Origin of the sequence: Synechococcus sp. KORDI-100 (assembly GCF_000737535.1) — a bacterium.
Lineage (GTDB): Bacteria > Cyanobacteriota > Cyanobacteriia > PCC-6307 > Cyanobiaceae > Parasynechococcus.
Map to the genome: position 1 here is coordinate 1,452,725 of NZ_CP006269.1, position 21,077 is coordinate 1,473,801.

Consider the following 21,077-nt stretch of genomic DNA (forward strand, 5'->3'; position numbering starts at 1 on the left):
TTTCTGAAGAAGCTGCTACCCAAGCATCGCTTTTCGCTATCGCCGCTCGACCTTCACTTTCATGATTGCACCGGGTGCTGGCACGTATGCACGAAGGATCCCATAGAAGTCTTTGCCAGTGGGAATGCCGTTTTTTCCGCTCCCATTCGGACTGAGTGTGATGGTTGTTGTTCCGTCTTGGTTCGGCTCTGAAGAGAATGTGGTCCGGTCGTAGATCTTCAGATCGTTCGGGATCAGCAGTTTGTTGTCGGTTCCATAGAGGGTTACCGAGAAGTAGCCGCCCGGGTTGTAGAGCCCTGCCGGCACAGTTACGACATACGTCGCATCACCGCGCAAAGGTGCGCCGGTGTTGTCGACCATGATGGTCCCGTAACGGACCGTGTCTGAAGGCGTTCCTAGCTGGCCCAACTTCACCCCGGCTGCGAGGTCGAGGAAGCTCACGTCACCGCTGACCCGACCGAAGGCGTCATCGGGGTTGAGATAGGTGATCACAGTGTCGATCACGGCCTGAGCGTTCTTTTCCGTTACTGGGCTGAAGTGCTGGACCTCACGCTGCATGTTTCCCTTACCGCCCTGCATCTGGAATTGGCTGCGGGAGGCGACGACTGCGACCAGGTTGTTGACAACGACCATCCTGGTCAGCACAAGACCTTGATCCGTTTCAAGCTCAACCACCTCAAAGTCGCCCTCGGGCATCGCTTGGCCAGGTCGTTTGAGCAGGATCGGCTTTGTTGGGTTGGTAATGACAGCCGGCGCATTGTGCTTCATATCGAAGACGGACACCGACAGGAATTTGTCGTAAGTCGGCGTTGTCAGGATCGCCGGGCCGTCTGAGATCGAGAACCAGTTGTAGCCATAGTCGACAGTGGCTTGTGGTGTGACCACAGTGGTGTCGCTGGGATCCACCAAACCGGTGAACTGGAAGCTTCCCTTTTCGTTCTTCTCCAGCCAAGTGTTCATCATCTTGACCTGTTCCTGATTCGGAAACTCCCTCAAGTAGGACTCGACAGTTTCCTGTGCTGCTGCCATTGGACTCAGAGTCAGCAGAGGCAGGAGACAGAGGAAACGACGAAGGCGGTGAGACATCTCAGAAATTCTGAAGGGGAACGCGGTTTTAATCCCTACAAGGGGGATATTTGCAGCAAGCCGACTAATGCAGGCTTGCTCAACATATTTACTGACGACTAGCAGCGGATTGCATTTCGGGAACTTTCCAACTTCCATCAAAATAGGGCTTTTGCGGAGAGTAGATGCGAAGTGTTGCATTTGAGCCTGGGTAAATTTCTAAGAAATTTTCTTTGGCTGAATTCTTTCCGAAATTAAGCACATAGCTGCCATCTTTATTCTGCATTGCAAAGGAGCTATTTATATTGTAATTCTCTCCTTGGGCGAATCCGTCTTTGTCGTAAATAGTTACCGACCAAAAAGCATTGCCTGCCATAGGGACATCTTTGAGTACGAGTGTAAATTCCTCGTCAGAGCCGGGAATGGCAATGGAAGGATAAACAGCTCCCTCTTTTGTCAGAGCCCCCCACCCGAAGGCAACCCCAATATTTCTCATCTCTGAACTGATTTCACCCTTATCGCCAAAGATTTCTTCACTGCTAATACCTTTCACATCTTTTTCTTTTTGATAGTCAGATCGCATCGAAAGCATTTGACTCCTATCCCAATCTTTGGTTTGCACGAATTTGCCGCGATTCTTTTGGCGAATTGTTATTTTATCTTGAATTTCGCCCACCCGCTCAAGATCAGCGGGATCCTGCATGTTTACCTGGGTGCGAATGATGATGAATGCGAAGCGACTACCCACCATTTCTTCTGTTATCTCGTAGACGCCGGGGTTGCTTGTGACCAATGGAATCCAGTGATAAGCGCTAACGACTTCCAGGATTTGCAACCGATCGGAGGCTGGCAAGGTAATTGTCGCTGGACTTTTCAAGTCGACAACAGCTGATGAGTACAATGTATCGAAGTTTGGCCTCAATATAGTTTTATCTTTTGGATCCATTGCCTTTCGGAAATGCATGAACACACCCATCCCGTCTGAACAGGTCGCCTTGGCAATTTTTTGAACATAATCACCAAGAATTATTTCCGTCTCAGCAAAAGCGTAGTTTTCTGCATTGACGATAGCTTTCGTCGTTGAGCTTTCTTTTTTAAGTGCAGGCTTGATGTCGTCACACTCTGATGGCCTGCTGCTAGCAAAACCGGGAGTGTTGTCACTCATCGCCAAGGTTGCTGCGATGATAGTCGCAAGACAAAAAGCAGGCTTGATCTGATTCACCACTTAAGTTTAAAAAGATGTTTTAACTTTAGCAAAGATTTTGGGCTAAGCATTCATCTTAGGGAGACAACTGAGCGCTCCCAACAGCAGCTAGAGACGTTCCGATAACAACAGCTCGAATTGTTGGAGATTGCGCCAAGGAACTGCTGGCGATGGTCGAATGCAGTTTGAGGCATCACCTAGAAGCCAGCGCTGTCCTTCAGGGACGAGAGCTTCCTTCAGTAATGGCCACACTCTGCAAGGCCTTGGAAGGAGTCATGAATATCGAAGCCTCGGCACCAGGGTTGGCAGCTCTCCATGAGGATGACTCTCGTGGATGAGGTCATTGCTAATCCCATAGCTCAAAGGCTCTCTCAGAATTGAATTGACACCCCGGTTGGTTGATGAAGTGACTTGACTCAGATGTCAGACATCCCTGCTGCCTGGATGCGCACTCGTGAATTGGCTTCTTATCTCGCAGTCCATCGAAGTACTCTTGGAAACATGTTTCGTCAAGGACTTCTGCAAGGGGGTATTCATCTCTGCAAGATCAATCCACTCGCTCCACGGGGTGAATTTCTCTGGAATCAAGAAGTCGTCTTGATAACTCTTGGTCGCTATGACTATGAGTGTGCCCACATGCATGAAAAGAGACCATGGAACAGCTGATTTGAGTGATGGCAGGAAATCTGAGTGCAACTGAGGGCATCTCGGCGCAGGACCAGAGATGGCCTTGGTGGCCGCTGCTGCCGCTTGGCTCCTAGTTGTCGGAACTGGTCTAAGGGTATTGTCCCTGAGTTGTCCCTGGAATTTTGTGCAACTGGGCTGGATGGTGTGCAACTGGTCTGAGCCCAGCGCCCATGGTTGATGTCTCAATCAAGCGAGCTCGGGATGAGCAATGAGCAGTTGATCGAGTGTGGTGTTGCGCAGGGTGGTTTGGATGGAATTGGCGTCGTCGAGCAGGAGTAGATGATCGCCGTCCTGTTGAAAGGAGAGAGTGAGGTCCGGGCCGATGACGAGTTGATCACCTTGATTTGGGTTGAAATCCGTGATGGTGTCATTGCCGGTTGAGAGAACGAAACGATCAGCACCGGATCCACCGATCAGGGTGTCGTCGTCATCACCGCCGTGGAGGTTGTCGTCTCCGCGCTTGCCCTCGAGGCGATCCTTGCCTGTGTTGCCATTGAGCTTGTCATCGCCTGAGCCTCCACGCAGGGTGTCGTTCCCCTTGCCGCCGAGGAGTTGATCATCATCACGTTTGCCCCGGAGAAGATCTTGCCCTTGATTGCCTCGCAGACGATCAGAGCCTTGTCCTCCTCCACAGGTGTCGTCCCCTCGCCCTGCTCGGACCGTGTCTTCTCCAGGATTGGCTTTGACAAGATCATCACCAGCTTTGGGCTTGATTCGATCATCTCCTTGTTTGCCGCGTAACACGTTTGCATCTGTGTCTCCTTCCAAAGAGTCGCTGCAGCGACTGCCGATCAATTGATCGCTCTTGAGGGAATTCGATCGACTTTTATTATCGCAAGATAACTTTTGTCGTTTTTTGAAAACAATAACGGCTTCAATGATGGAGGGATTGATATAGTTTTTGCTGGCGCCCTGAATCGTGAGAGAGTGCACAGAATCCAATTCTCGCTGATACTGTTTGTCTTTCGTGAAAGATATGATCCCATGTTGATTGACGCTGAAAAGATTGTTGTTGTTGCCAGCTGTGATTGAGTATGTGATTGGATCTCCCCTGTGATCCAGTTCATTTCCTGTTGCGGCGTTGTTGATATCCAGCAGCTCAGTACCCCGTTCGGTCTGTCGCTTGATGCGATACGACGAGCGTCGTTTTTTCACCATTAACGGGACAATTTCCATCACCAGTGGAGGCATCCCATCAGGGGACGTTGCTGCTTTTTGGGACTCTGGCGTGGGAGTTGGGGTGAGCTGTGTGGTGTCAGGAGCTGCCAGCTCGAAGGGCACCGGTGATGGTTCCGGCGATGGTGATGAAGCCGGAGATGGCGAGGGGCTGGGAGAGGGTGACGGCCCCGGCGATGGCGATGGCGCCGGAACATTGGAGACGGTGATGGCGTTGCCGGTTAGATCGGCAATGTCGGTGCTGCTGTCAGCGCCTGGTGCCCAGTCATCAGCAGCGGCGATGTTGTAGGTGGTGCCTTGGGTTGAGGCGGTGCCGTTCTTGTTGAGCAGGGAATCGAGGTTGCTCTGATCGGTGCTGTTGAGGGTGATGCTGGCGGCCGTCGCCGATGTCAGCTCAACGTCGCTGGAGGTGAGGGTGTAGGTGCTGCCAGAGCCACCGGTGATGGTGAGCCTGGAGACATCGATGTCGTTGCTTGCGCCGGAGTAGGCGGGCAGGTTGCTGCCGGTGAGAGCGAGAACCCCGCTGGAATCGTCGTAGGTGGCGGAGCCGAGGCTTGGCGCGGTGACATTGGAGACGGTGACGGCATTGCCGGTGCTGTCGGCTGGAGCGGAACTGGCGCCTGGATTCCAGTTCAGAGCAGCGGCGATGTTGTAGGTGGTGCCGCCGCCGGAGGCAGTGCCGTTTTTATTCAGCAGGCCGGCGAGCTGGAGTTGATCGGCGGCGTTGAGGGTGATGGAGAAGGCGGTGGCTGAGGTGAGTTCAACGTCGCCGGTGGTGAGGGTGTAGGTGTTGCTGCCTTCTCCGGTGATGGTGAGTTTGGAGACGTCGATGTCGTTATCGGCGCCTGAATTGGCGGTGAGATTGGCGCCGGTGACGGCGAGGGCACCAGAGGAGGCGTTGTAGGTGGCGGATGTGAGTGTTGGGCCTGAAATTTCAATACTTGCGGTATCACTCGCCGTTGAAAAATGCTGGGGATGGCCGATATCAATGATCTGCAAACCGCTGTTGTAATCCGCCACGAAGGCTGTGTTGCCATCGGCGGAGAGGGTGACTCCACGGGCACTGCCCGAGGTGTCAAGGGTGGCGGTCAGTGATGGGCTGGCGAGGTCGCTGATATCAATGATGTGGAGGCCGTCGTTGCTACTCGCGACGAAGGCGGTGTTGCCATCGGCGGAAAGGGTGACGCCATTGGTACTGACCGAATCACCGTCTTCGGCTGGGATTTCAAGGGTGGCAGTAAGGGAGGGGCTAGCAGGGTTGCTGACATTAATGATGGCCAGGTTGTCATAGTCGGCGACGAAGGCGGTGTTGCCATCAGCTGAGAGGACGACCTCATAGGCAAAGCGCGAGGTGTTGAAGTTGCCACTGACGATTGGGTTGGTGGGGTCGCTGACGTCGATGATGTCCAAGCCGTCCAACTGAACGGCCACGTAGACGGTGTTGCCATCGGCTGATAGGGCGAGGCCATTGGCCTGGGCCGAGGTTTGTCGCCTGCCCCTGAGGGTTGGGTTGGTGGGGTCGCTGACATTGATGATGTCCAAGCCGTCCTGATAATCGGCGACGAAGGCTGTGTTGCCATCGGCCGACAGGGCGACGCCAAGGGCACTGCTCGAGGTGTTGAAATTGCCGCTTAAGGTTGGGCTGGCGGGGTCGCTGACATTGATGATGTCCAAGCCGTCCTGATAATCGGCGACGAAGGCTGTGTTGCCATCGGCCGAGAGGGTGACGTCTCTAGCAGAGCCCGAGGTGTTGTAGGTGCCGGTCAGCGAAGGTGCGGTCGCGATCGAAGCAGCGCCATTGGCCGCTGGATCGACAACATCAATGATCTGCAATCCCCCCCCGCTGCTATCGGCCACGAAGGCGGTGTTGCCGTCGGCCGAGAGAGCGACTCCATAGGCATTTCCGGAGGTGTCGAGGGTGGCTGTGAGGGAGGGGCTGGCGGGGTCGCTGACGTTGATGATGTCAAGGCCGTCTGCGTTATCGGCTACGAAGGCGGTGTTGCCATCGGCCGAGAGGGTGACGACACGGGCACTGCTCGAGGTATCAAGGGTGGCGGTAAGGGAGGGGCTAGCAGGGTTGCTGACGTTGAAGATGCTTAGGCCTGAAAGTCCCCCTGAGACGAAGGCAGTGTTGCCATCAGCCGAAAGAGTGAGGTAATTAAAGCCGTGCCAAGCTTTGTAATATTCGCCAGTGAGGGATGGGCTCGCGAGGTTGCTGACATCAATGATCAGAAGACGGTGGGAGCCATCCGCCACGAAGGCGGTGTCACCATCGGCGGAAAGAGTGACGTCATAAGCACTGCCCGGGGTGTTGTAGGTGGCTGTGAGCGACGGGCTGGCGAGATTGCTGACATCAATGATTTGCAGCCCGCTGTGCAAGTCGGCGACGAAGGCGGTGTTGCCATCGGCCGACAGGTCGACGCGGAATGCACTGCCCGAGGTGTTGAGGGTGGCAGTCAGGGATGGGCTGGCGGGGTTGCTGACATCAATGATCTGCAAACCGCTGCCGCCATCCGCCACGAAGGCGGTGTTGCCGTCGGCCGAAAGAGCGACTCCATAGGCATTTCCGGAGGTGTCAAGGGTGGCTGTCAGCGAGGGGCTGGCGGGGTTGCTGACGTCAATGATCTGTAAACCTGCATTCGCATCCCCGACGTATGCGGTGTTGCCGTCGGCTGAGAGGGTGACAGTCCAGGCAGTGCCCGAAGTGTCGTAGGTACCGGTGAGTGTTGGGGCGCCGCTGATCGATTCCGCTCCGGTGCGATCCCAGGCTTTGAAGGTGATCAGGTCACTGATCGTGCCGCTGTAGTCGGTCGCAGGCGCGAAGGCCAATCGGGTGTTGCTGTCGGCATAGAGAACCCGCGCTGATGTCTCTGAAACCGTGCCGACATCACTCCAAGACGTGCCGTTGTTGGTGGAGTAGTAGAGCGTTCCACCATTCAAGTTGGTGCCGATGATGGCAATGGCCGGTGAATCACCATCGCTATCGCTGAAGTTATTGAGGCTTCCGCCTGAATCAATCAGGGCTGAAACAAGGGTGCCGACAGCACCGGATGGAACTCCGGCGTTGATGGCAATGGCGCTGAATTGTGGGCTGGCCGATGCTGTGAGCGTTGGAGCAGCGGCTTCCACGGCAATGCGCTGGCCGTTGACGATCAGGGTGTGATGGTCGTTCTGGCTGGTTTCAACGAATGGGACCGCAACAGCGCGGATCAGCGCCGAAAAGATCGCTCCTTCATCACCGGCTGTGTCGTTGCTGCCATTGATCCGCCAATCAAGAGCGTGTCCGAGTTCTTCCAGCAGCACTGCTTCCACGGCCGCCGCGTTGGCTGATGCGAGCCAATCGGCATTGAGATAGATCCGTTCCTCTCCCTTGGGATCTGCATGGGTGTAAGCGCCATGCAGCCCGGCCATGGTGTGGCCGTCGAGAATCTCGACGCTGATGCCACTGAGGGCAACGGGAGCCGAACGGCCAAAAACCTGGTGCAGCAATTGTTGCCAGGCCTTTGGTCTTGATTGCCAACGCCTGAGCCGTTGATCCACGGCGTGGATCGCTGCGGTCAATGCTCTGCGGGACTCGCCCGCCGCGCTGTCTGTGCTGGTGAGGAGTTGGAGCGCAGCCAACAGAGCATTGGTTCTTGGAACCCTTTTAATTGCTCTGCCCTTGTATTTGCAATGGTTTTTGATCCGAATCAGACGCTATTGGATGTCGCCGCAGTTCTGGTTCGGTGTCAGGTGTTCAGGAGGTCCCGTGGTTGGTTCCGGCCACTGGCCGTTGGCCCAGTTTCAAAAGGTCGCTGCCTGATCTCGCCCCTGGGCAGAATCGAAGGTACGTAACCTGAACTGCGTGGTTGCTGCCGGCGTCCAACCTGCTGATCAGCGCTGGCCCAGGTGGCCACTGCTGCCGTTGTATCCCTATGGCCGCCGCCGCACGGTGTTCAGTGAGCTGATTCCTGGGCAGCTCTGGAGTCTTGAGCAGCTCCAGGGGGTGTACTACGTGGCGGTTCCTGTTCGCCTCACTGTCGCCAAGGTGCCCGGTGGCTTGATGCTGGTGAATCCCTTGCCGCCGACCCGTGAGCTGCGCCAGGCGATTGCCGAACTCGAGCAGCAGCATGGGCCGGTGCGCTCGATCGTTCTGCCCACCGCCTCCGGGCTCGAGCACAAGTTGCCACTGCCTCCCCTGGCCCGGGCCTTCCCGCAGGCAGACCTCTGGCTGTGCCCTGGTCAGTGGAGTTTTCCCATCTCCCTTCCCTCCTCCTGGCTCGGCATCCCTCAAGGTCGAACGCGAATCCTGCTCGACGATGGTGTGCCCCATGACGAGGTTTGTGAGTGGTTGTCGCTGGGACCCCTCGATCTTGGTGTCGGTCGTTTTCAGGAGGTGTCCTGTTTCCATCGTCCGTCAGGCGCTCTGTTGGTGACCGACGCCCTTGTGGGCATCAGTGCCGAGCCACCGGCCCTGTTCGACCTCGATCCAACGCCGCTGTTGTTCCATGCCCGCGAGCGGGGCGATGAGCCACTTACGGATTCTCCCGAGGCACGCCGTCGCGGTTGGGCCCGTCTGGTGCTCTTCGCCTCATACCTTCGGCCGGAGCCGCTGCAGGTGCCAGCGCTGCCGGAGTTGTTGCGCGATGCCTTCCGTCCAGGGCTGCGCTCGTCTAAGGCCCATTTCGGCATCTATCCCTTCCGCTGGACGCCTGGTTGGCAGGAGCTGGCCGCTGGATTGATGGGCGACACAGAGCCTCGGCTCCAGGTGGCGCCGGTTGTCGAACGGCTGGTGCTGCCGCGCGCGCTCTCAACACTGATGCAGTGGCTCGAGGCCGTCTCCCAGTTCAGTGACATGGCTTGGCTCGTGCCAGCTCATTACAGTGCGCCGCTCCAATTCGGGACTGAGCAGAGCACAGCCTTTAAGACTCAACTCTCTGAGAAAAGCTGGGCGTCCAGTGAGGCCAGCTGGGCTTTTCTCGGCTCGATTGATCAGCGTTTACTGGATCTAGGAGTGGTTCCCAGACATCCGGTCACCTAGAGATTGAGCTGGTCGTCTGGTTCGATCGCCATTTCATCGTCAGCAAAGAGGTTTTCCTCCAGCTCCTTGCGCTGCTCCATCTGGCGGAGGAAGTAGCCCGTCATCATCGCGGAGGCGAGCATGTTGGCCAGGTTGTCGCGGTTGGCGGTGACCTTCACTTCGAAGTGCTCGCCAGGAAGCATGCCCAGCAACCCCTGAACGTTGTGGCGAATGATGTCCTGGATTTCGCCGCTGGCTGAGCGGGCGACACGCTGGAGCGTGTCCGGAGATTGTTCCTGCAGGTACTGGATCAGGCTGTTCCCCGCTTGACCGTCGTTGTGTTCCGTGGTCAAAAACTCGGGATTAAACATCCTGTGTGATCTGCGTCACGGCCCCGACCTTAACGCAGGCTCCGGATTTGCACCGTCCTGATTGTCGGCGGAGATCCGAATCGGACCGAATCGCACTGGCGGCCAGTAGCGCCAGACCGCTGTCCCGATCACCTTGTCCTGCGGAAGTGCTCCCCAGAGGTGGGAGTCCAGGCTGGTGTTTCGGTTGTCGCCCATCACCCAGAGTTGATTTGGAGCAATGGTCACCGGCTTCATCGAGTAATCGATCGATTCCGCCAGCCAGGGTTCCTCCAGGCTTTCTCCATTGCGGATCAAGATGCCATCACGGACTTCCAACTGATCTCCCGGCCGTCCCACAACCCGTTTGATCAGGGCGGCTGAGGGGTCGTACCCGGCCTCGACCAGCTGCGGTGGAGCAGCAAACACCACAATGCTGTCCAGCGGTAGCGGTGTCCCTTGCCGCCGGCTGATGCGCGGGCGGATCTTCTCGACAAGGATTCGGTCCTGCAGTTGCAGGGTGGGCAGCATCGATCCAGATGGGATCCAGCGGGGCTCAATCACAATCCAACGCACCAGGATTGCCAACAGGCCCCAGAGAATCAAATTGCGCCAAAAATGGCCGGCCGGCTTGTCGTTGGGCGGTGCGGAGGGATTGGTCAACGGCTTCGAAATCCTCAGCGTTTCATGAGCGTCTCACGGGGTCATTCTCCGAACAGATCGCAGTAGTCGCGGCTGAAATGACCACGGCTTGGAAAGCCATAGCGGAGGGCGACATCTCCAACGCTTCCTGAGTGCAGTCCGCTGAGCAATGCCTTGCGGACCTGTTCAAGACGCACATTGCGCATCAACGTCAATGGACTCAGGCCCGTTGCCTGGCGGATTGCAACCGAAAGCACGGTTTTGCTGATGAACAACCTTTGGGTGAGATCAGACATGGTGAGCGCAGTGTCGGAGCAACTCTCGTGCGTGAGAGCCACGAAGTCGCGAACGAGATCAACGTTCCTGTAAGCGCGCGAAGGGGCGTTTTGCTGATCTGACTGATCAATTCCTTCAAGAAAAGAGAGGACGGCGTCGTCAGCGTCTGCAGCGCAGGTTTGAGATGGCACGTTGTTGCTGGCGCCCCGGACAAGGGTCTGAGCCATCCGAGCGAAGTGTGCAGGTTTCACCTGGCAGATGTTCTGGTGATGCAGTCGCTCAAGAACAGGGTCGCCGTAGATTTCACCGGCCAGTGAGCGCACATGGTCTTTTGGCATTGAGCCGACGCACATGCTGGCTCCAGGGGAGATCGAAAAGAAAATCTCCGACGAACTCCCTTGGAAACCTGAAAAGGCATGGGGAGGAAGTCGCTCTCCCTTCACCAGATGAAGTTCCAGGTCTTGATTCAGTTCAATGGCGATCTGCATCACGGCTGGATTGCGATCACCCTGGAAGTTCAATCCTTGGCTGGAATCAATCCTGACGACTGGAAACCCCAGAGTTTTCGACACGCGTATGCGCCCGATCAACGGACCAGGGGTGATCTGCGTGATGCGACACCGATAGCCGATCGTTCTGCAGAGTTGCTCGAGCTCACCGCTGCTTAGAAATGAATGGTCGATCGTGATGGTCGGCGAGGTTGATCGAGCACGAGACCATCCCGGCAACAAATCGCTGTTAGCCAGCTGCTGCAGCAAAATTCAAAAAAGCATTTGGCTATTGCTTTCGGTTGCTGCCGAGAATATCCGGGTTGCTCTCGGCTTGCTGCTGTCCTTCAGGCGCTGTGGTCTTGAGCGACTGGTGCTCTGCCCTGGCAGCCGCTCCGGGGCGTTGGCCAGCGCCGCTGGGCTGCTGGCACGGCGGGGTGATCTATGGCTGACGACCGCCATCGATGAGCGGTCTGCTGCATTTCTGGCGCTGGGGATGGCAACAGCGTCCGGCAGAGCCGTGGCCGTGGTCACCAGCTCCGGCACGGCGGTCGCCAATCTCTTGCCGGCTGCTGTGGAGGCGGATCGCTCCTGCCAACCTTTGTTGCTCCTGACGGCTGATCGTCCAGCCAGGCTCAAAAACTGCGGGGCGAATCAAACCGTCAATCAGGAAGAGTTTCTGCAGCCGGCCTGTCGTTGGGCAGGTACCGGGCCGCTGGAAGGATTGCACTTTGCAGCGCTGGATGAGCTTGATCGCCTCGCCTCTAGCAGCTGGAAGCAGGCCCATGGCAGCGTCACTGCCGCTGCCGGGCCCGTTCATCTCAACCTTCCCTTTGAGGAACCGCTGCATGCCTCCGTTGCAGAACAGGAGGACGGCCTTGCAGCCCTGATCAGCAGCCAGGCCGATCCGGTTGCGATCGATTCGGCGACTCCGCTTCCGTTAAACGCCCCCCAGTCGTTGGATCCTTCCCTGCCCGGTGTGGTGGTGGCCGGTCCCTGGAGAGGCCTTGCGTCTGGTCTGGGCCCGTATCAGAAATCCGTTCGTGGATGGCTGCAGCGCAGTGGTTGGCCTCTGTTGGCGGATCCGTTATCCGCCTTGCCAGTGGATCTGCCGGGGCGACTGCACCACTGGGAGCTGTTGTTGGATGCCGTGCCCGTCGCTGAGTCCCTGCAGGTGCTGCGGCTCGGTCCCATGCCTGCCAGCCGCAGGCTTGAACAGTGGCTGTCGGTGTTGAACGGTCCTCAGCTGCTGATCAGCGAAGGGGATCCACGCTGTCTTGATCCACTCGGCCGCGCAAGCCAGTGGCCTGGGGGTATGCAGGCCTGGCTGGCCCAGCAACCTGATGGTTCTCTCGCCCCTTCGAGCGCTCTGGAGCAACTCGATGAGAGGGTGGGGGTTCTTCTTGACTCTCAGATTCCCTGTGGCGGCGTGGCCAATGAACCGGCTCTGGCACGTGCCCTGGCACGGCTGCTGCCTGAGACGGTTCCGGTGATGCTCGCCGCCAGTTCCCCTGTGCGCGACTGGATGGTCTGGAGCGGCTCCGGCGGCAGTCACCGACGCTGTTTCAGCTTTCGCGGTGCCTCAGGCATTGATGGAACGCTGTCGCTGGCGATGGGTCTGGCGATGGTGCAAGGCCGGACGGTTCTGATCACGGGAGATCTCGCTCTCCTCCACGACAGCAATGGCTGGCTGCATGCCCGCAACTGCGATCCGGCTTTGCTGGTTGTTCTGATCGATAACGCCGGCGGCGGCATCTTTGGGCAGCTGTCGATTGAGACTGGCTCGCCGGAGCAATTCGACCAGCTGTTTGCGATGCCCCAGGGTGTTGATCCATTGGCTCTGGCCTCAGCCCACGGCATTCCAACAAGGCAGCTGGCCTGCCTGGAGGATCTGCCGGATGCTCTGGAATGGGGCTTGATGGTTCAGGGTCCGGCCCTGTTGCGGGTGAGCACGAACCGTCTCCACGATGCTGGCTTGCGTCAGCGTCTGCGCGCCGCTGCTCAGAATGAACTGTTGACGCCTTAAGTCGATGTCTCAGCCACGGCAGGTTCTTCCCGGTCCAGTCGCCGTGGCATGGCAGTCCTGGGGCGACTACTCCGACATCCTTCTGGATAGATGTCCGGAGGGCATTGCCCGGGTGGCGATCAACCGCCCGGGCAAGCGCAATGCCTTTCGTCCGCAGACCGTCGTTGAGCTCTGCGATGCCTTCACCCGCATCCGTGATGACCGCCAGATCGGCGTGGTGCTGTTCACCGGGGTGGGTCCCGCCAAGGACGGTGGCTATGCCTTCTGCTCAGGTGGCGATCAGAGCGTGCGTGGCGACGGCGGCTATGTGGGTGAGGACGGCCTGCCGCGGCTGAATGTGCTGGATCTGCAGCGCATCATCCGCAGTCTTCCCAAGGTGGTGATCGCACTCGTGGCTGGTTACGCCATCGGGGGTGGTCAGGTGTTGCATCTGCTCTGTGATCTCAGCCTGGCGGCGGACAATGCCGTGTTCGGTCAGACCGGACCGAAGGTCGGAAGCTTCGACGGCGGCTTTGGGGCCGGTTTTCTGGCGCGGGTGGTGGGCCAGCGCAAAGCGCGCGAGATCTGGTTTCTCTGCCGCCGCTACGGAGCCGAGCAGGCGCTCCGGATGGGTCTGGTGAATGCGGTGGTTCCGCTGGAGGAGCTGGAGGCTGAGGGGGTGCGCTGGGCGAAGGAGGTGCTGCAGCACAGCCCGACGGCGATTCGCTGCCTCAAGGCCAGCTTCAATGCCGAAACCGATGGCTTGGCTGGTCTGCAGGAGTTGGCCGGCCAGGCCACCCATCTCTTCTACAGAACCGATGAGGCGTTGGAAGGCCGTGATGCCTTCCTGGACAAACGCCCCCCTGATTTTTCCTCAACGGGCTGGTTACCTTGATGCCATGCTTCCTCTCACCCTGCCTGAACCGGCTCCACTGATTCAGGCGGGGGCGGTTGATTCCCTGATGATGGCGCTGGCCTCCGTTCCGGAGGAGCTGCGGCAGATGCCGGAGCGCCACATCGTGATGCTGCGTGGGCGACGCCGGCTGCTGTTGCTGGAGGGCGGCAGCCTCAGAAGCGCCTTCCCCGTGGCCGTTGGGATGCCTGGTTGGGAGACCCCCACAGGGACGTTCCGCGTGATCGAAAAGATCAATCAGCCGATCTGGGTGCATCCCGTGACCGGTGAACGGGTGGAGGACCAGGGACCGGACAATCCCCTCGGCAGTCACTGGATCGCTTTTCATCACGACTGCCTCGGCCGCGATGCCCACGACGGGCAGTCCTGGGTCACGATCAAGGGCTGCACCACGACAGGTTTTCACGGCACACCCCATCGCTGGACGGTGGGTCGCGCGATTTCCCACGGCTGCGTCCGTCTTTACAACGAGGATGTGAAATCCCTGTACCGGCAGGTCAAGCTCGGCATGGCTGTCACTGTTCTGCCCTGAGCGTCTCCGCAGTGAGCGACCGGGGGAATTGCCTCTAAAGTCGCGCCGATCCAGAGGCTGTTTGATGCGCATTCTCTTTGCTGCCGCCGAATGCGCTCCGATGATCAAGGTCGGCGGGATGGGGGATGTGGTGGGCTCGCTGCCACCGGCCCTTTCCAAACTCGGCCACGATGTTCGGCTGATCATGCCGGGCTATGGAAAGCTCTGGAGCAAGCTGCAGATCCCTGATGAGCCGATCTGGCGAGCTCAGGCGATGGGCACCGAATTCGCCGTTTTCGAGACCAAGCATCCCGTCAGCGGCCTGACGATCTATCTGGTGGGTCATCCCGTGTTTGATCCTGAGCGGATCTACGGCGGAGAAGACGAGGACTGGCGTTTCACCTTCTTTGCCCTGGCAGCCGCTGAATTTGCCTGGAACGTCTGGAAACCTCAGGTGCTGCACTGCCACGATTGGCACACCGGAATGATTCCCGTGTGGATGCATCAGGACCCGGATATCAGCACCGTGTTCACGATCCACAACCTCAAGTACCAGGGACCCTGGCGCTGGAAATTGGACCGCATCACCTGGTGCCCCTGGTACATGCAGGGAGATCACACGATGGCAGCTGCCCTGCTCTACGCCGACCGGGTCAATGCCGTGTCTCCCACCTACGCCCAGGAGATCCGAACGACGGAATACGGCGAAAAGCTGGAGGGTCTTCTCAACTTCGTTTCAGGAAAACTCCGAGGCATCCTCAATGGGATCGATCTCGAGGCCTGGGATCCGTCAACGGATACCTCCCTGCCGGCCCGCTTCAGTGTGGAGGACCTTTCCGGCAAGGCCACCTGCAAGCGTGTTCTGCAGGAGCGGATGGGTCTGGCGGTCCGGGAGGATGCCTTTGTGCTCGGCATGGTGAGCCGGCTTGTTGATCAGAAGGGTGTCGACCTGCTGCTGCAGGTTGCCGACCGCCTGTTCGCCTACACCGACACCCAGATCGTCGTACTCGGCACCGGTGATCGCGGACTGGAGTCGGGTCTCTGGCAGCTGGCATCCCGCCACCCGGGTCGCTGCGCTGTGTTTCTCACCTACGACGACGACCTGTCGCGGTTGATTTACGCCGGTAGCGATGCGTTCCTGATGCCGAGTCGTTTTGAGCCCTGCGGCATCAGTCAGCTGTATGCCATGCGCTACGGCTCAGTCCCCGTGGTACGCAAGGTGGGTGGTCTTGTCGACACGGTGCCTCCCCATGTTCCGGCGGAGGAGATCGGCACCGGCTTCTGCTTTGATCGCTTTGAACCGGTTGATTTTTACACCTCTCTTGTGAGGGCATGGGAGGCCTTCCGCCATCAGACCAGCTGGATGGCCCTGCAGAAACGGGGCATGACTCAGGATTACAGCTGGAACCGATCCGCTGCGGATTACGACCTGATGTATCGCGATGTCTGCGGACTGAAGGAGCCCACCCCCGACGCTGCAGCTGTGGAACAGTTCTCACGCGGTCAGGAGGCCGATCCTTCACGGCCTGACGACGCCCAGGTTGAATCAGTCCCCGAGCCCATCCCTGCCCCGGCGAGTGCCAGCCGTCGCAATCCCCTCAACAGATTGTTCGGACGACGTAACGGCTGACCTTGCCCAATCTGCCGGCGCCATACACCAGCCCCTGGCGGGAATTCGGTCGCAATCTCCGAGCTGTGCTGGCCGATCTCGGTCTGCGCATCAGAGAACTGTCGCGACGCAACCGTGAAGGTGATCTCTCGGTCCCAGCCTTCTGGCCCCCTGCCTGGGCACCGTTCTTCTGGCCTCTGCTGCTCGCCCTCGTTCTTGCGTTGCCCGCAGCGGGCTTGCGCTGGTTGAGCCTGTCCCATTCCGTTGAAGCCCCAGTTGAGCAGCTTGGTGATGGTCCATCGACATCAACCAGTCAGAGCCTTCAGGCAACCGACGCAGACGAGCTCGCGACCCCTGCGTTGCCAGGAGACAATTTGGGGAGCAATCGCGATGACGCTGCGCCGTCTTCAAGCATCGGCTCCTCAGCTGAACAATCCATTCCGCCTCCATCCGTTCCGCCAGCCCCGCCTGCACTCCAGATTGATCCCCTTCTCAACCTGATGATCGATGGCGATACGCCTGACAATCTGCTGGAGTCTGCGGAACCGGATCTGCGCGCCAATCGCCTTGTGTTGAGGGTGTCGCGATCGGGTTGGCGAGCGCTCCAGGCTGGTAGCCGTCAGGAGCAGGCTGAGACCTGGCAGTCCATCGCCGAGGATCTCGGTTATGGATCCCTCACGTTGCTTGATGACGAGGATTGTTCCTTGGGTCGCTCGGCGCGGGTGGGTGACGGCATGATCCTGTTCGATGTCGAGGTGTCCTGATGACCCTGGTGATCCAGCAGTTGATTGATCTGTGGGGGCCACCAGCGGCTGGCGTGTTTTTGCCGGACGCGCCACTTGGATCGGTCTGCACCGACAGTCGGCGGCTGAACCCGGGAGATTTTTTCGTGCCGCTGGTTGGTGAACGTTTTGACGGTCATACCTTCCTGGACAACCTGCCGAACCATGCCGCCCAGGCAGCCGTGGTGTCGCGTGCCTGGCGACAAGCGGTTCCGCCTGATCTTCTGCATTGGCGAGTCGATGACACCCTTGAGGCCTACCAGCAGTTAGGTCTGCTTCATCGTCGTGATTTGCAGCAGCCCGTCATTGCCGTCACAGGCTCCGCCGGCAAGACAACCACGCGTGAATTGATCCGATCGGTTCTGATGCCGCTGGGACCGGTTCAGGCCAGCAGTGGAAACAACAACAACGACATTGGTGTGCCGTTGACGCTGCTGCAGGCAGACAGCAGCCATCGAGCCCTTGTTGTGGAGATGGGGATGCGCGGACCGGGTGAGATCGCCCGGCTTTCGTGTTGCACGGAACCGGATCTCGCCGTGATCACCAACATTGGCACGGCACACATCGGTCGGCTCGGAAGTCGCGAGGCCATCGCCGCTGCCAAATGTGAAATTGCGACACACCTCAGCCGGGACGGCGCGGTCGTGATCCCAGCCGGTGATTCGCTGCTGGAGGCGTCCCTGTCCAGAGTCTGGTCAGGCAGAGTAATTCGCGTTCGACTTGACGACGATGTAGACGTCGATGCCGACCTGATCGGCAACCTTGAGGGTGATCAGATCGTTGTGGATGGCCAATGCCTCAACCTTCCCCTCGATGGCCGTCACAACGCGCGTAATTTTCTGCTTGCTCTGGCGGTGGCGAGGGAATTGGGAGTTCCACCGGCCAGTCTCACCGATCTCAGGGTTGACGTTCCAGGCGGGCGCAATCGCCGATTGGACAAGGACGGCCTGATCATCCTGGATGAGACCTACAACGCCTCACCGGAGGCTGTGCTTGCCGCGCTGGATCTCCTGGCAACACAACCAGGTCGTCGCTTTGCCGTTCTTGGCACGATGCTTGAGCTCGGTGATCGCAGTGTGGAGCTTCACGCATCCATCGCCGCCCGAGCGGCTGCCTTGAAACTGGATGGCCTGGTGGTTGTCGCCTCAGAGCCTGAAGCAGCCGCGATGGCGAAAGCTGCTGCCGCCATCGAGCGTCTGGCTGTGGTGTCTGCACCGGAGGCAGCCGCTGAGCCTCTGTCCCATTGGCTCAGACAAGGCGATGTTGTGCTGCTGAAGGGGAGTCGTGGTGTCGCCCTGGAGCGATTGATACCGATGCTGCCGCGTTTCTGACGCTCAGCGACATTGTTTTTCGATCCAGGACACAACCTGTTCATTGCCGTAACTCTTGGCTTGTCGCCAGTCCTTGCAGGCCCCTGTCATGTCTCCCATCATTTCGCGAGCAATGCCGCGGCTGCGGTAGGCATAAGCGTATTTGGGGGAGATGGCGATGGCCTTGTCGAACCAGCGAATCGCGCCAAACGCATCTTTGAGGTCCATCTGAACGATTCCCAGGCCCGTCATGGCAGTGGAACTGTCCGGCGACATCCTGAGGACCTGTTGAAAGTCCTTGGAACTCTGAACCATGTCGCCGTCCTGCTTGTAAATGTTCAGCCAGCCTCTGAGTTGATAACCAAACAGGTAAGAGGGGTTCAGTGCCAGGGCCCGGTTGATGTCGATCATGGCCTTGTCGTACTCCCCGAGGTAAGTCCAGGCATCGGCTCGGTTCCCGAGAGCGAAGACGTATTTTGTCGACAGTTTCAGGGCCTGGTCGCAGGCATCGACGGCGGTCTTGTATTTCGACGCCAGGATTCTGGTTGAACAGAGGTAGTTCCAGAGACTGGCGTTCTCAGGATCAATCCGGACGGCCTGCTCGAAATCGCGTTCTGCACTGACGAAATCGCCGTTTTCACGGCTCCTCAAGGCGTTGTTGAGCAGTTCAGCTGTTTGCTGAGCCTTCACGGCACCGACAGGACCCGTGGCGATGGCCAGGAATGCCAGCAGGGAGAGGGTTTGTCGTTTCATCGATGCACCGACTCCACCGTTGGCCGTTTTGCCATTGCTTAGCAGCAATCCGTCAGCCTGTCCGGCCTGCCCAACCAGGTTTGTTCGCCTGTCGCGATCGTCCAATCGCCAGCTCTCCATCCGCAACGTCCTTGGTGATCGTGGACCCCGCTGCGATCGTGACCTGCGAGCCCACTCGCACTGGGGCCACCAGAACTGAATTGGCACCGGTTTTGCTGTGATCGCCAATCATGGTGCGGTGTTTTTGAACGCCGTCGTAATTGGCCGTGATCGTTCCTGCGCCGATGTTGACGTCGCTGCCGAGCAGGGCATCTCCGATGTAGCTGAGGTGATTGACCTTGCTCCCCTGGCCGAGCTGACTTTTTTTCACTTCGACGAAATTGCCGATGCGGCAGTTGTCGCCGATCTCCGCTCCAGGCCTCAGGTGGGCGAATGGACCGATGGCAACGCCATTGCCGACAGTGGCCTCGCGCACCACGGAATGGAGCACAGACACGTTGCTGCCGAGACGTGCATTCTCGAGCAGGCTGCCCGGGCCGATGCGACAATTGTCACCGATACTGCATGCCCCACGAAGATGGGTCTGCGGTTCAATCACCACATCGTTTCCGAATTGGCATGCCTCGCTGAGCGTGCAGCTGGCAGGGTCAACAAAGGTGACTCCCTCTGCCATCCAATGATCGCGCAGACGTTCCTGCAGGAGCGTTTCGCATTGAGCCAGCTGTTTTCGATTGTTGATTCCGTTCACTTCGTCCGGGTCGGCCACCTCCACATGCATGGCTCTGGGCAGCATGGCGACCGTGTCTGTGAGGTAGAGCTCGCCCTGGTCATTGTCCCTGCTGAGTTTGGGCAGAACCTTGGCCAGCGCAAGCCAGTTGAAGCAGTAGATCCCGGCGTTTGTGAGGTTGTTGCGACGTTGTTCGTTGCTGCAATCGCGATGTTCAACGATTGCGGTCACCTGTCCCTGTTGATCAACAAAAACCCTGCCGTAGCCGGTTGGATCGCTCAGACGCGCCGTGAGCAGGGTGACATCAGCGCCGCTGCTGCGGTGACCATGTACGAGGGCCTCAATGGTTTCCGGCCGCAACAGGGGCACATCTCCATTGAGAACCAACAGTTCACCTTCAAAGTCCGGAAGAACGGGCAGCAGCTGCTGGACGGCGTGCCCCGTCCCGTTCTGAGGTTGTTGCAGAACGAATTCCAGGCCTTCCAGGGCGTTCAGGGTCTGCTCCACCCGTTCGGCTTGGTGACCAACGATCAGAATCCGTCGCTCCGGCTGTAGATTGCCTGCGCTGGCCAACACGCGCTCCACCAAGGTGGCGCCAGCCAGTGGTTGCAGCACCTTCGGAAGGGCACTTTTCATCCGTGTTCCCTTTCCAGCGGCCAGTACGGCAACAGCGAGCATCGAGTTGGAGAGTTGGAACGGGCGGAATCTATCTGGATCTGCTCAGGGATCCCGCGTCCAGGGTTTCATTGATGCCGCAGGGGACGCTCAACGTCAGATGCGGAACCGCATGGTGGATCAGGACATCGGATCAGATAGCCTGGCAGGTCAGTTGTTTCGCAAAACAAACGTCACCACAAGGGTTCTGGTCAGCGGGCAACGTCTGAGCCAATGATTCGTTAAATAATATAAAGGAGTCTTGATGGCTGCTGCTTCTCTCTTTTGAGCGTCACTCGTGAGTGGGAAGAAGACAGAGATCAGAGCAGGGATGGGATCCTGCTCTTTTTCTTTAAGCATTTACGCCGATGATGAATGTATAACTGTGATACAAAATAAAAACGCAGGCGACAACGGGAGAAGCCTGCTGCGTCGGGCATTGGGTGGTCTCGGCAGTGGCCACCCATGTCCCCCTTCCACCAACGCTTGCATCAAGTCGTCCTACCGACGCTGCCCCTACCGTTTCGTCCTCTGTTGCTGTTTCGTCGTAGTTTTGCCTCCCGTTGATTGATTAAAACAATGATTCTTTTGATCGATCGTTGAAGCATTTTTGATTTTTATCCTTGTCATTGCCGTGATGCATGACGTTACACCTGCGTATTGTTGAACTGCCAGGCATGCTTTGTCCATAATCTTTTGATCGATCATGTCGGTAAAGGATGAAAACCTCCAGGCTCATTCCTTATTTTTATTCTTCTATAAAAGACTCGGTGAAAGGGGCTCTGAAAGGTCTTCCCCTTTGAGTTGATTCTCAGTTTTCTGGAGGAGCGATGTCAGCACCCTTGTCGAAAAGTCATACTCCTTCTAATCAATTCGATTCTTTTGAATTTGGTTTGCTAATCTATCGGCCAGTGTGAGGCATTCGCGCT

At 58.1% G+C, this 21,077-nt stretch carries 15 protein-coding genes; 7 read left to right on the forward strand and 8 right to left on the reverse strand.

The features are described from left to right. Nucleotides 1–36: 36 nt before the first annotated feature. From KR100_RS07325 to KR100_RS16335, 3 genes are all read right to left on the reverse strand, one after another. Nucleotides 37–1,029 carry a DUF1214 domain-containing protein gene (locus tag KR100_RS07325; protein WP_038548265.1) on the reverse strand — a complete coding sequence of 331 codons (993 nt, stop codon included), beginning with the start codon at nucleotides 1,027–1,029 and terminating at the stop codon, nucleotides 37–39. 145 nt (nucleotides 1,030–1,174) lie between these two features. Continuing rightward, complete coding sequence (locus KR100_RS07330) at nucleotides 1,175–2,290, reverse strand: DUF1254 domain-containing protein (protein ID WP_239420289.1); 1,116 nt, start codon at nucleotides 2,288–2,290, stop codon at nucleotides 1,175–1,177. Nucleotides 2,291–3,142: 852 nt separating this feature from the next. Then, entirely contained in the window at nucleotides 3,143–7,753 is a 4,611-nt protein-coding gene (locus tag KR100_RS16335; RefSeq protein WP_051847378.1) for a hypothetical protein, read from the reverse strand. 223 nt (nucleotides 7,754–7,976) lie between these two features. Here KR100_RS16335 and KR100_RS07345 point away from each other — a divergent pair, with 223 nt between their 5' ends. Beyond that, entirely contained in the window at nucleotides 7,977–9,152 is a 1,176-nt protein-coding gene (locus KR100_RS07345) for a DUF4336 domain-containing protein (protein ID WP_038544452.1), read from the forward strand. Here the strand turns inward: KR100_RS07345 and KR100_RS07350 are convergent. From KR100_RS07350 to KR100_RS07360, 3 genes are read right to left on the reverse strand one after another with little or no spacing between them, the layout of a single operon-like run. After that, nucleotides 9,149–9,502, reverse strand: coding sequence for a DUF760 domain-containing protein (locus tag KR100_RS07350; RefSeq protein WP_038544455.1), 354 nt, complete (start codon nucleotides 9,500–9,502; stop codon nucleotides 9,149–9,151). The genes KR100_RS07345 and KR100_RS07350 overlap by 4 nt on opposite strands. 15 nt (nucleotides 9,503–9,517) lie before the next feature. Beyond that, nucleotides 9,518–10,141: a signal peptidase I gene (gene lepB, locus KR100_RS07355; RefSeq protein WP_038544457.1), complete on the reverse strand. Its 624-nt coding sequence runs from the start codon at nucleotides 10,139–10,141 to the stop codon at nucleotides 9,518–9,520. A 41-nt stretch (nucleotides 10,142–10,182) separates the two neighbouring features. After that, nucleotides 10,183–11,124 carry a helix-turn-helix transcriptional regulator gene (locus KR100_RS07360; protein WP_081858886.1) on the reverse strand — a complete coding sequence of 314 codons (942 nt, stop codon included), beginning with the start codon at nucleotides 11,122–11,124 and terminating at the stop codon, nucleotides 10,183–10,185. Nucleotides 11,125–11,218: 94 nt separating this feature from the next. Here KR100_RS07360 and menD point away from each other — a divergent pair, with 94 nt between their 5' ends. From menD to murF, 6 genes are all read left to right on the forward strand, one after another. Continuing rightward, nucleotides 11,219–12,910, forward strand: a complete 1,692-nt coding sequence (gene menD / locus KR100_RS07365; RefSeq protein WP_038548277.1) for a 2-succinyl-5-enolpyruvyl-6-hydroxy-3-cyclohexene-1-carboxylic-acid synthase — start codon at nucleotides 11,219–11,221, stop codon at nucleotides 12,908–12,910. 4 nt (nucleotides 12,911–12,914) lie between these two features. Then, the gene (gene menB, locus KR100_RS07370; protein WP_038544462.1) at nucleotides 12,915–13,784 is read left to right on the forward strand and encodes a 1,4-dihydroxy-2-naphthoyl-CoA synthase; all 870 of its coding nucleotides are present in this window, start codon (nucleotides 12,915–12,917) and stop codon (nucleotides 13,782–13,784) included. A gap of 4 nt (nucleotides 13,785–13,788) precedes the next feature. After that, nucleotides 13,789–14,334, forward strand: coding sequence for a L,D-transpeptidase (locus KR100_RS07375; RefSeq protein WP_038544464.1), 546 nt, complete (start codon nucleotides 13,789–13,791; stop codon nucleotides 14,332–14,334). Between the two features lie 64 nt (nucleotides 14,335–14,398). Next, nucleotides 14,399–15,943 (forward strand): glycogen synthase GlgA, encoded by a 1,545-nt coding sequence (gene glgA / locus KR100_RS07380; RefSeq protein WP_038544466.1) that lies wholly within the window; start codon nucleotides 14,399–14,401, stop codon nucleotides 15,941–15,943. A 2-nt stretch (nucleotides 15,944–15,945) separates the two neighbouring features. After that, complete coding sequence (locus KR100_RS07385; protein ID WP_051847382.1) at nucleotides 15,946–16,686, forward strand: hypothetical protein; 741 nt, start codon at nucleotides 15,946–15,948, stop codon at nucleotides 16,684–16,686. After that, a complete protein-coding gene (gene murF / locus KR100_RS07390; RefSeq protein WP_038544471.1) occupies nucleotides 16,686–18,035 on the forward strand; it encodes a UDP-N-acetylmuramoyl-tripeptide--D-alanyl-D-alanine ligase in 1,350 nt (449 codons plus the stop codon). The genes KR100_RS07385 and murF overlap by 1 nt, the downstream gene beginning before the upstream one ends. Before the next feature lie 3 nt (nucleotides 18,036–18,038). Here murF and KR100_RS07395 read toward each other — a convergent pair whose 3' ends face one another. Beyond that, a complete protein-coding gene (locus KR100_RS07395; protein ID WP_038544473.1) occupies nucleotides 18,039–18,887 on the reverse strand; it encodes a tetratricopeptide repeat protein in 849 nt (282 codons plus the stop codon). Further along, nucleotides 18,820–20,172 (reverse strand): bifunctional UDP-N-acetylglucosamine diphosphorylase/glucosamine-1-phosphate N-acetyltransferase GlmU, encoded by a 1,353-nt coding sequence (gene glmU, locus KR100_RS07400; RefSeq protein ID WP_038544476.1) that lies wholly within the window; start codon nucleotides 20,170–20,172, stop codon nucleotides 18,820–18,822. The genes KR100_RS07395 and glmU overlap by 68 nt, the downstream gene beginning before the upstream one ends. Nucleotides 20,173–21,077: the final 905 nt, after the last annotated feature.

Excerpts from the sequence above, each read along its gene's own strand:
- murF (WP_038544471.1), top strand. The coding sequence starts at position 16,686 with ATGACCCTGGTGATCCAGCAGTTGATTGATCTGTGGGGGCCACCAGCG.
- glmU (WP_038544476.1), bottom strand. The coding sequence starts at position 20,172 with ATGCTCGCTGTTGCCGTACTGGCCGCTGGAAAGGGAACACGGATGAAA.
- KR100_RS07350 (WP_038544455.1), bottom strand. The coding sequence starts at position 9,502 with ATGTTTAATCCCGAGTTTTTGACCACGGAACACAACGACGGTCAAGCG.
- KR100_RS07395 (WP_038544473.1), bottom strand. The coding sequence starts at position 18,887 with ATGGAGAGCTGGCGATTGGACGATCGCGACAGGCGAACAAACCTGGTT.
- KR100_RS07375 (WP_038544464.1), top strand. The coding sequence starts at position 13,789 with ATGCTTCCTCTCACCCTGCCTGAACCGGCTCCACTGATTCAGGCGGGG.
- KR100_RS07325 (WP_038548265.1), bottom strand. The coding sequence starts at position 1,029 with ATGGCAGCAGCACAGGAAACTGTCGAGTCCTACTTGAGGGAGTTTCCG.
- glgA (WP_038544466.1), top strand. The coding sequence starts at position 14,399 with ATGCGCATTCTCTTTGCTGCCGCCGAATGCGCTCCGATGATCAAGGTC.
- menB (WP_038544462.1), top strand. The coding sequence starts at position 12,915 with ATGTCTCAGCCACGGCAGGTTCTTCCCGGTCCAGTCGCCGTGGCATGG.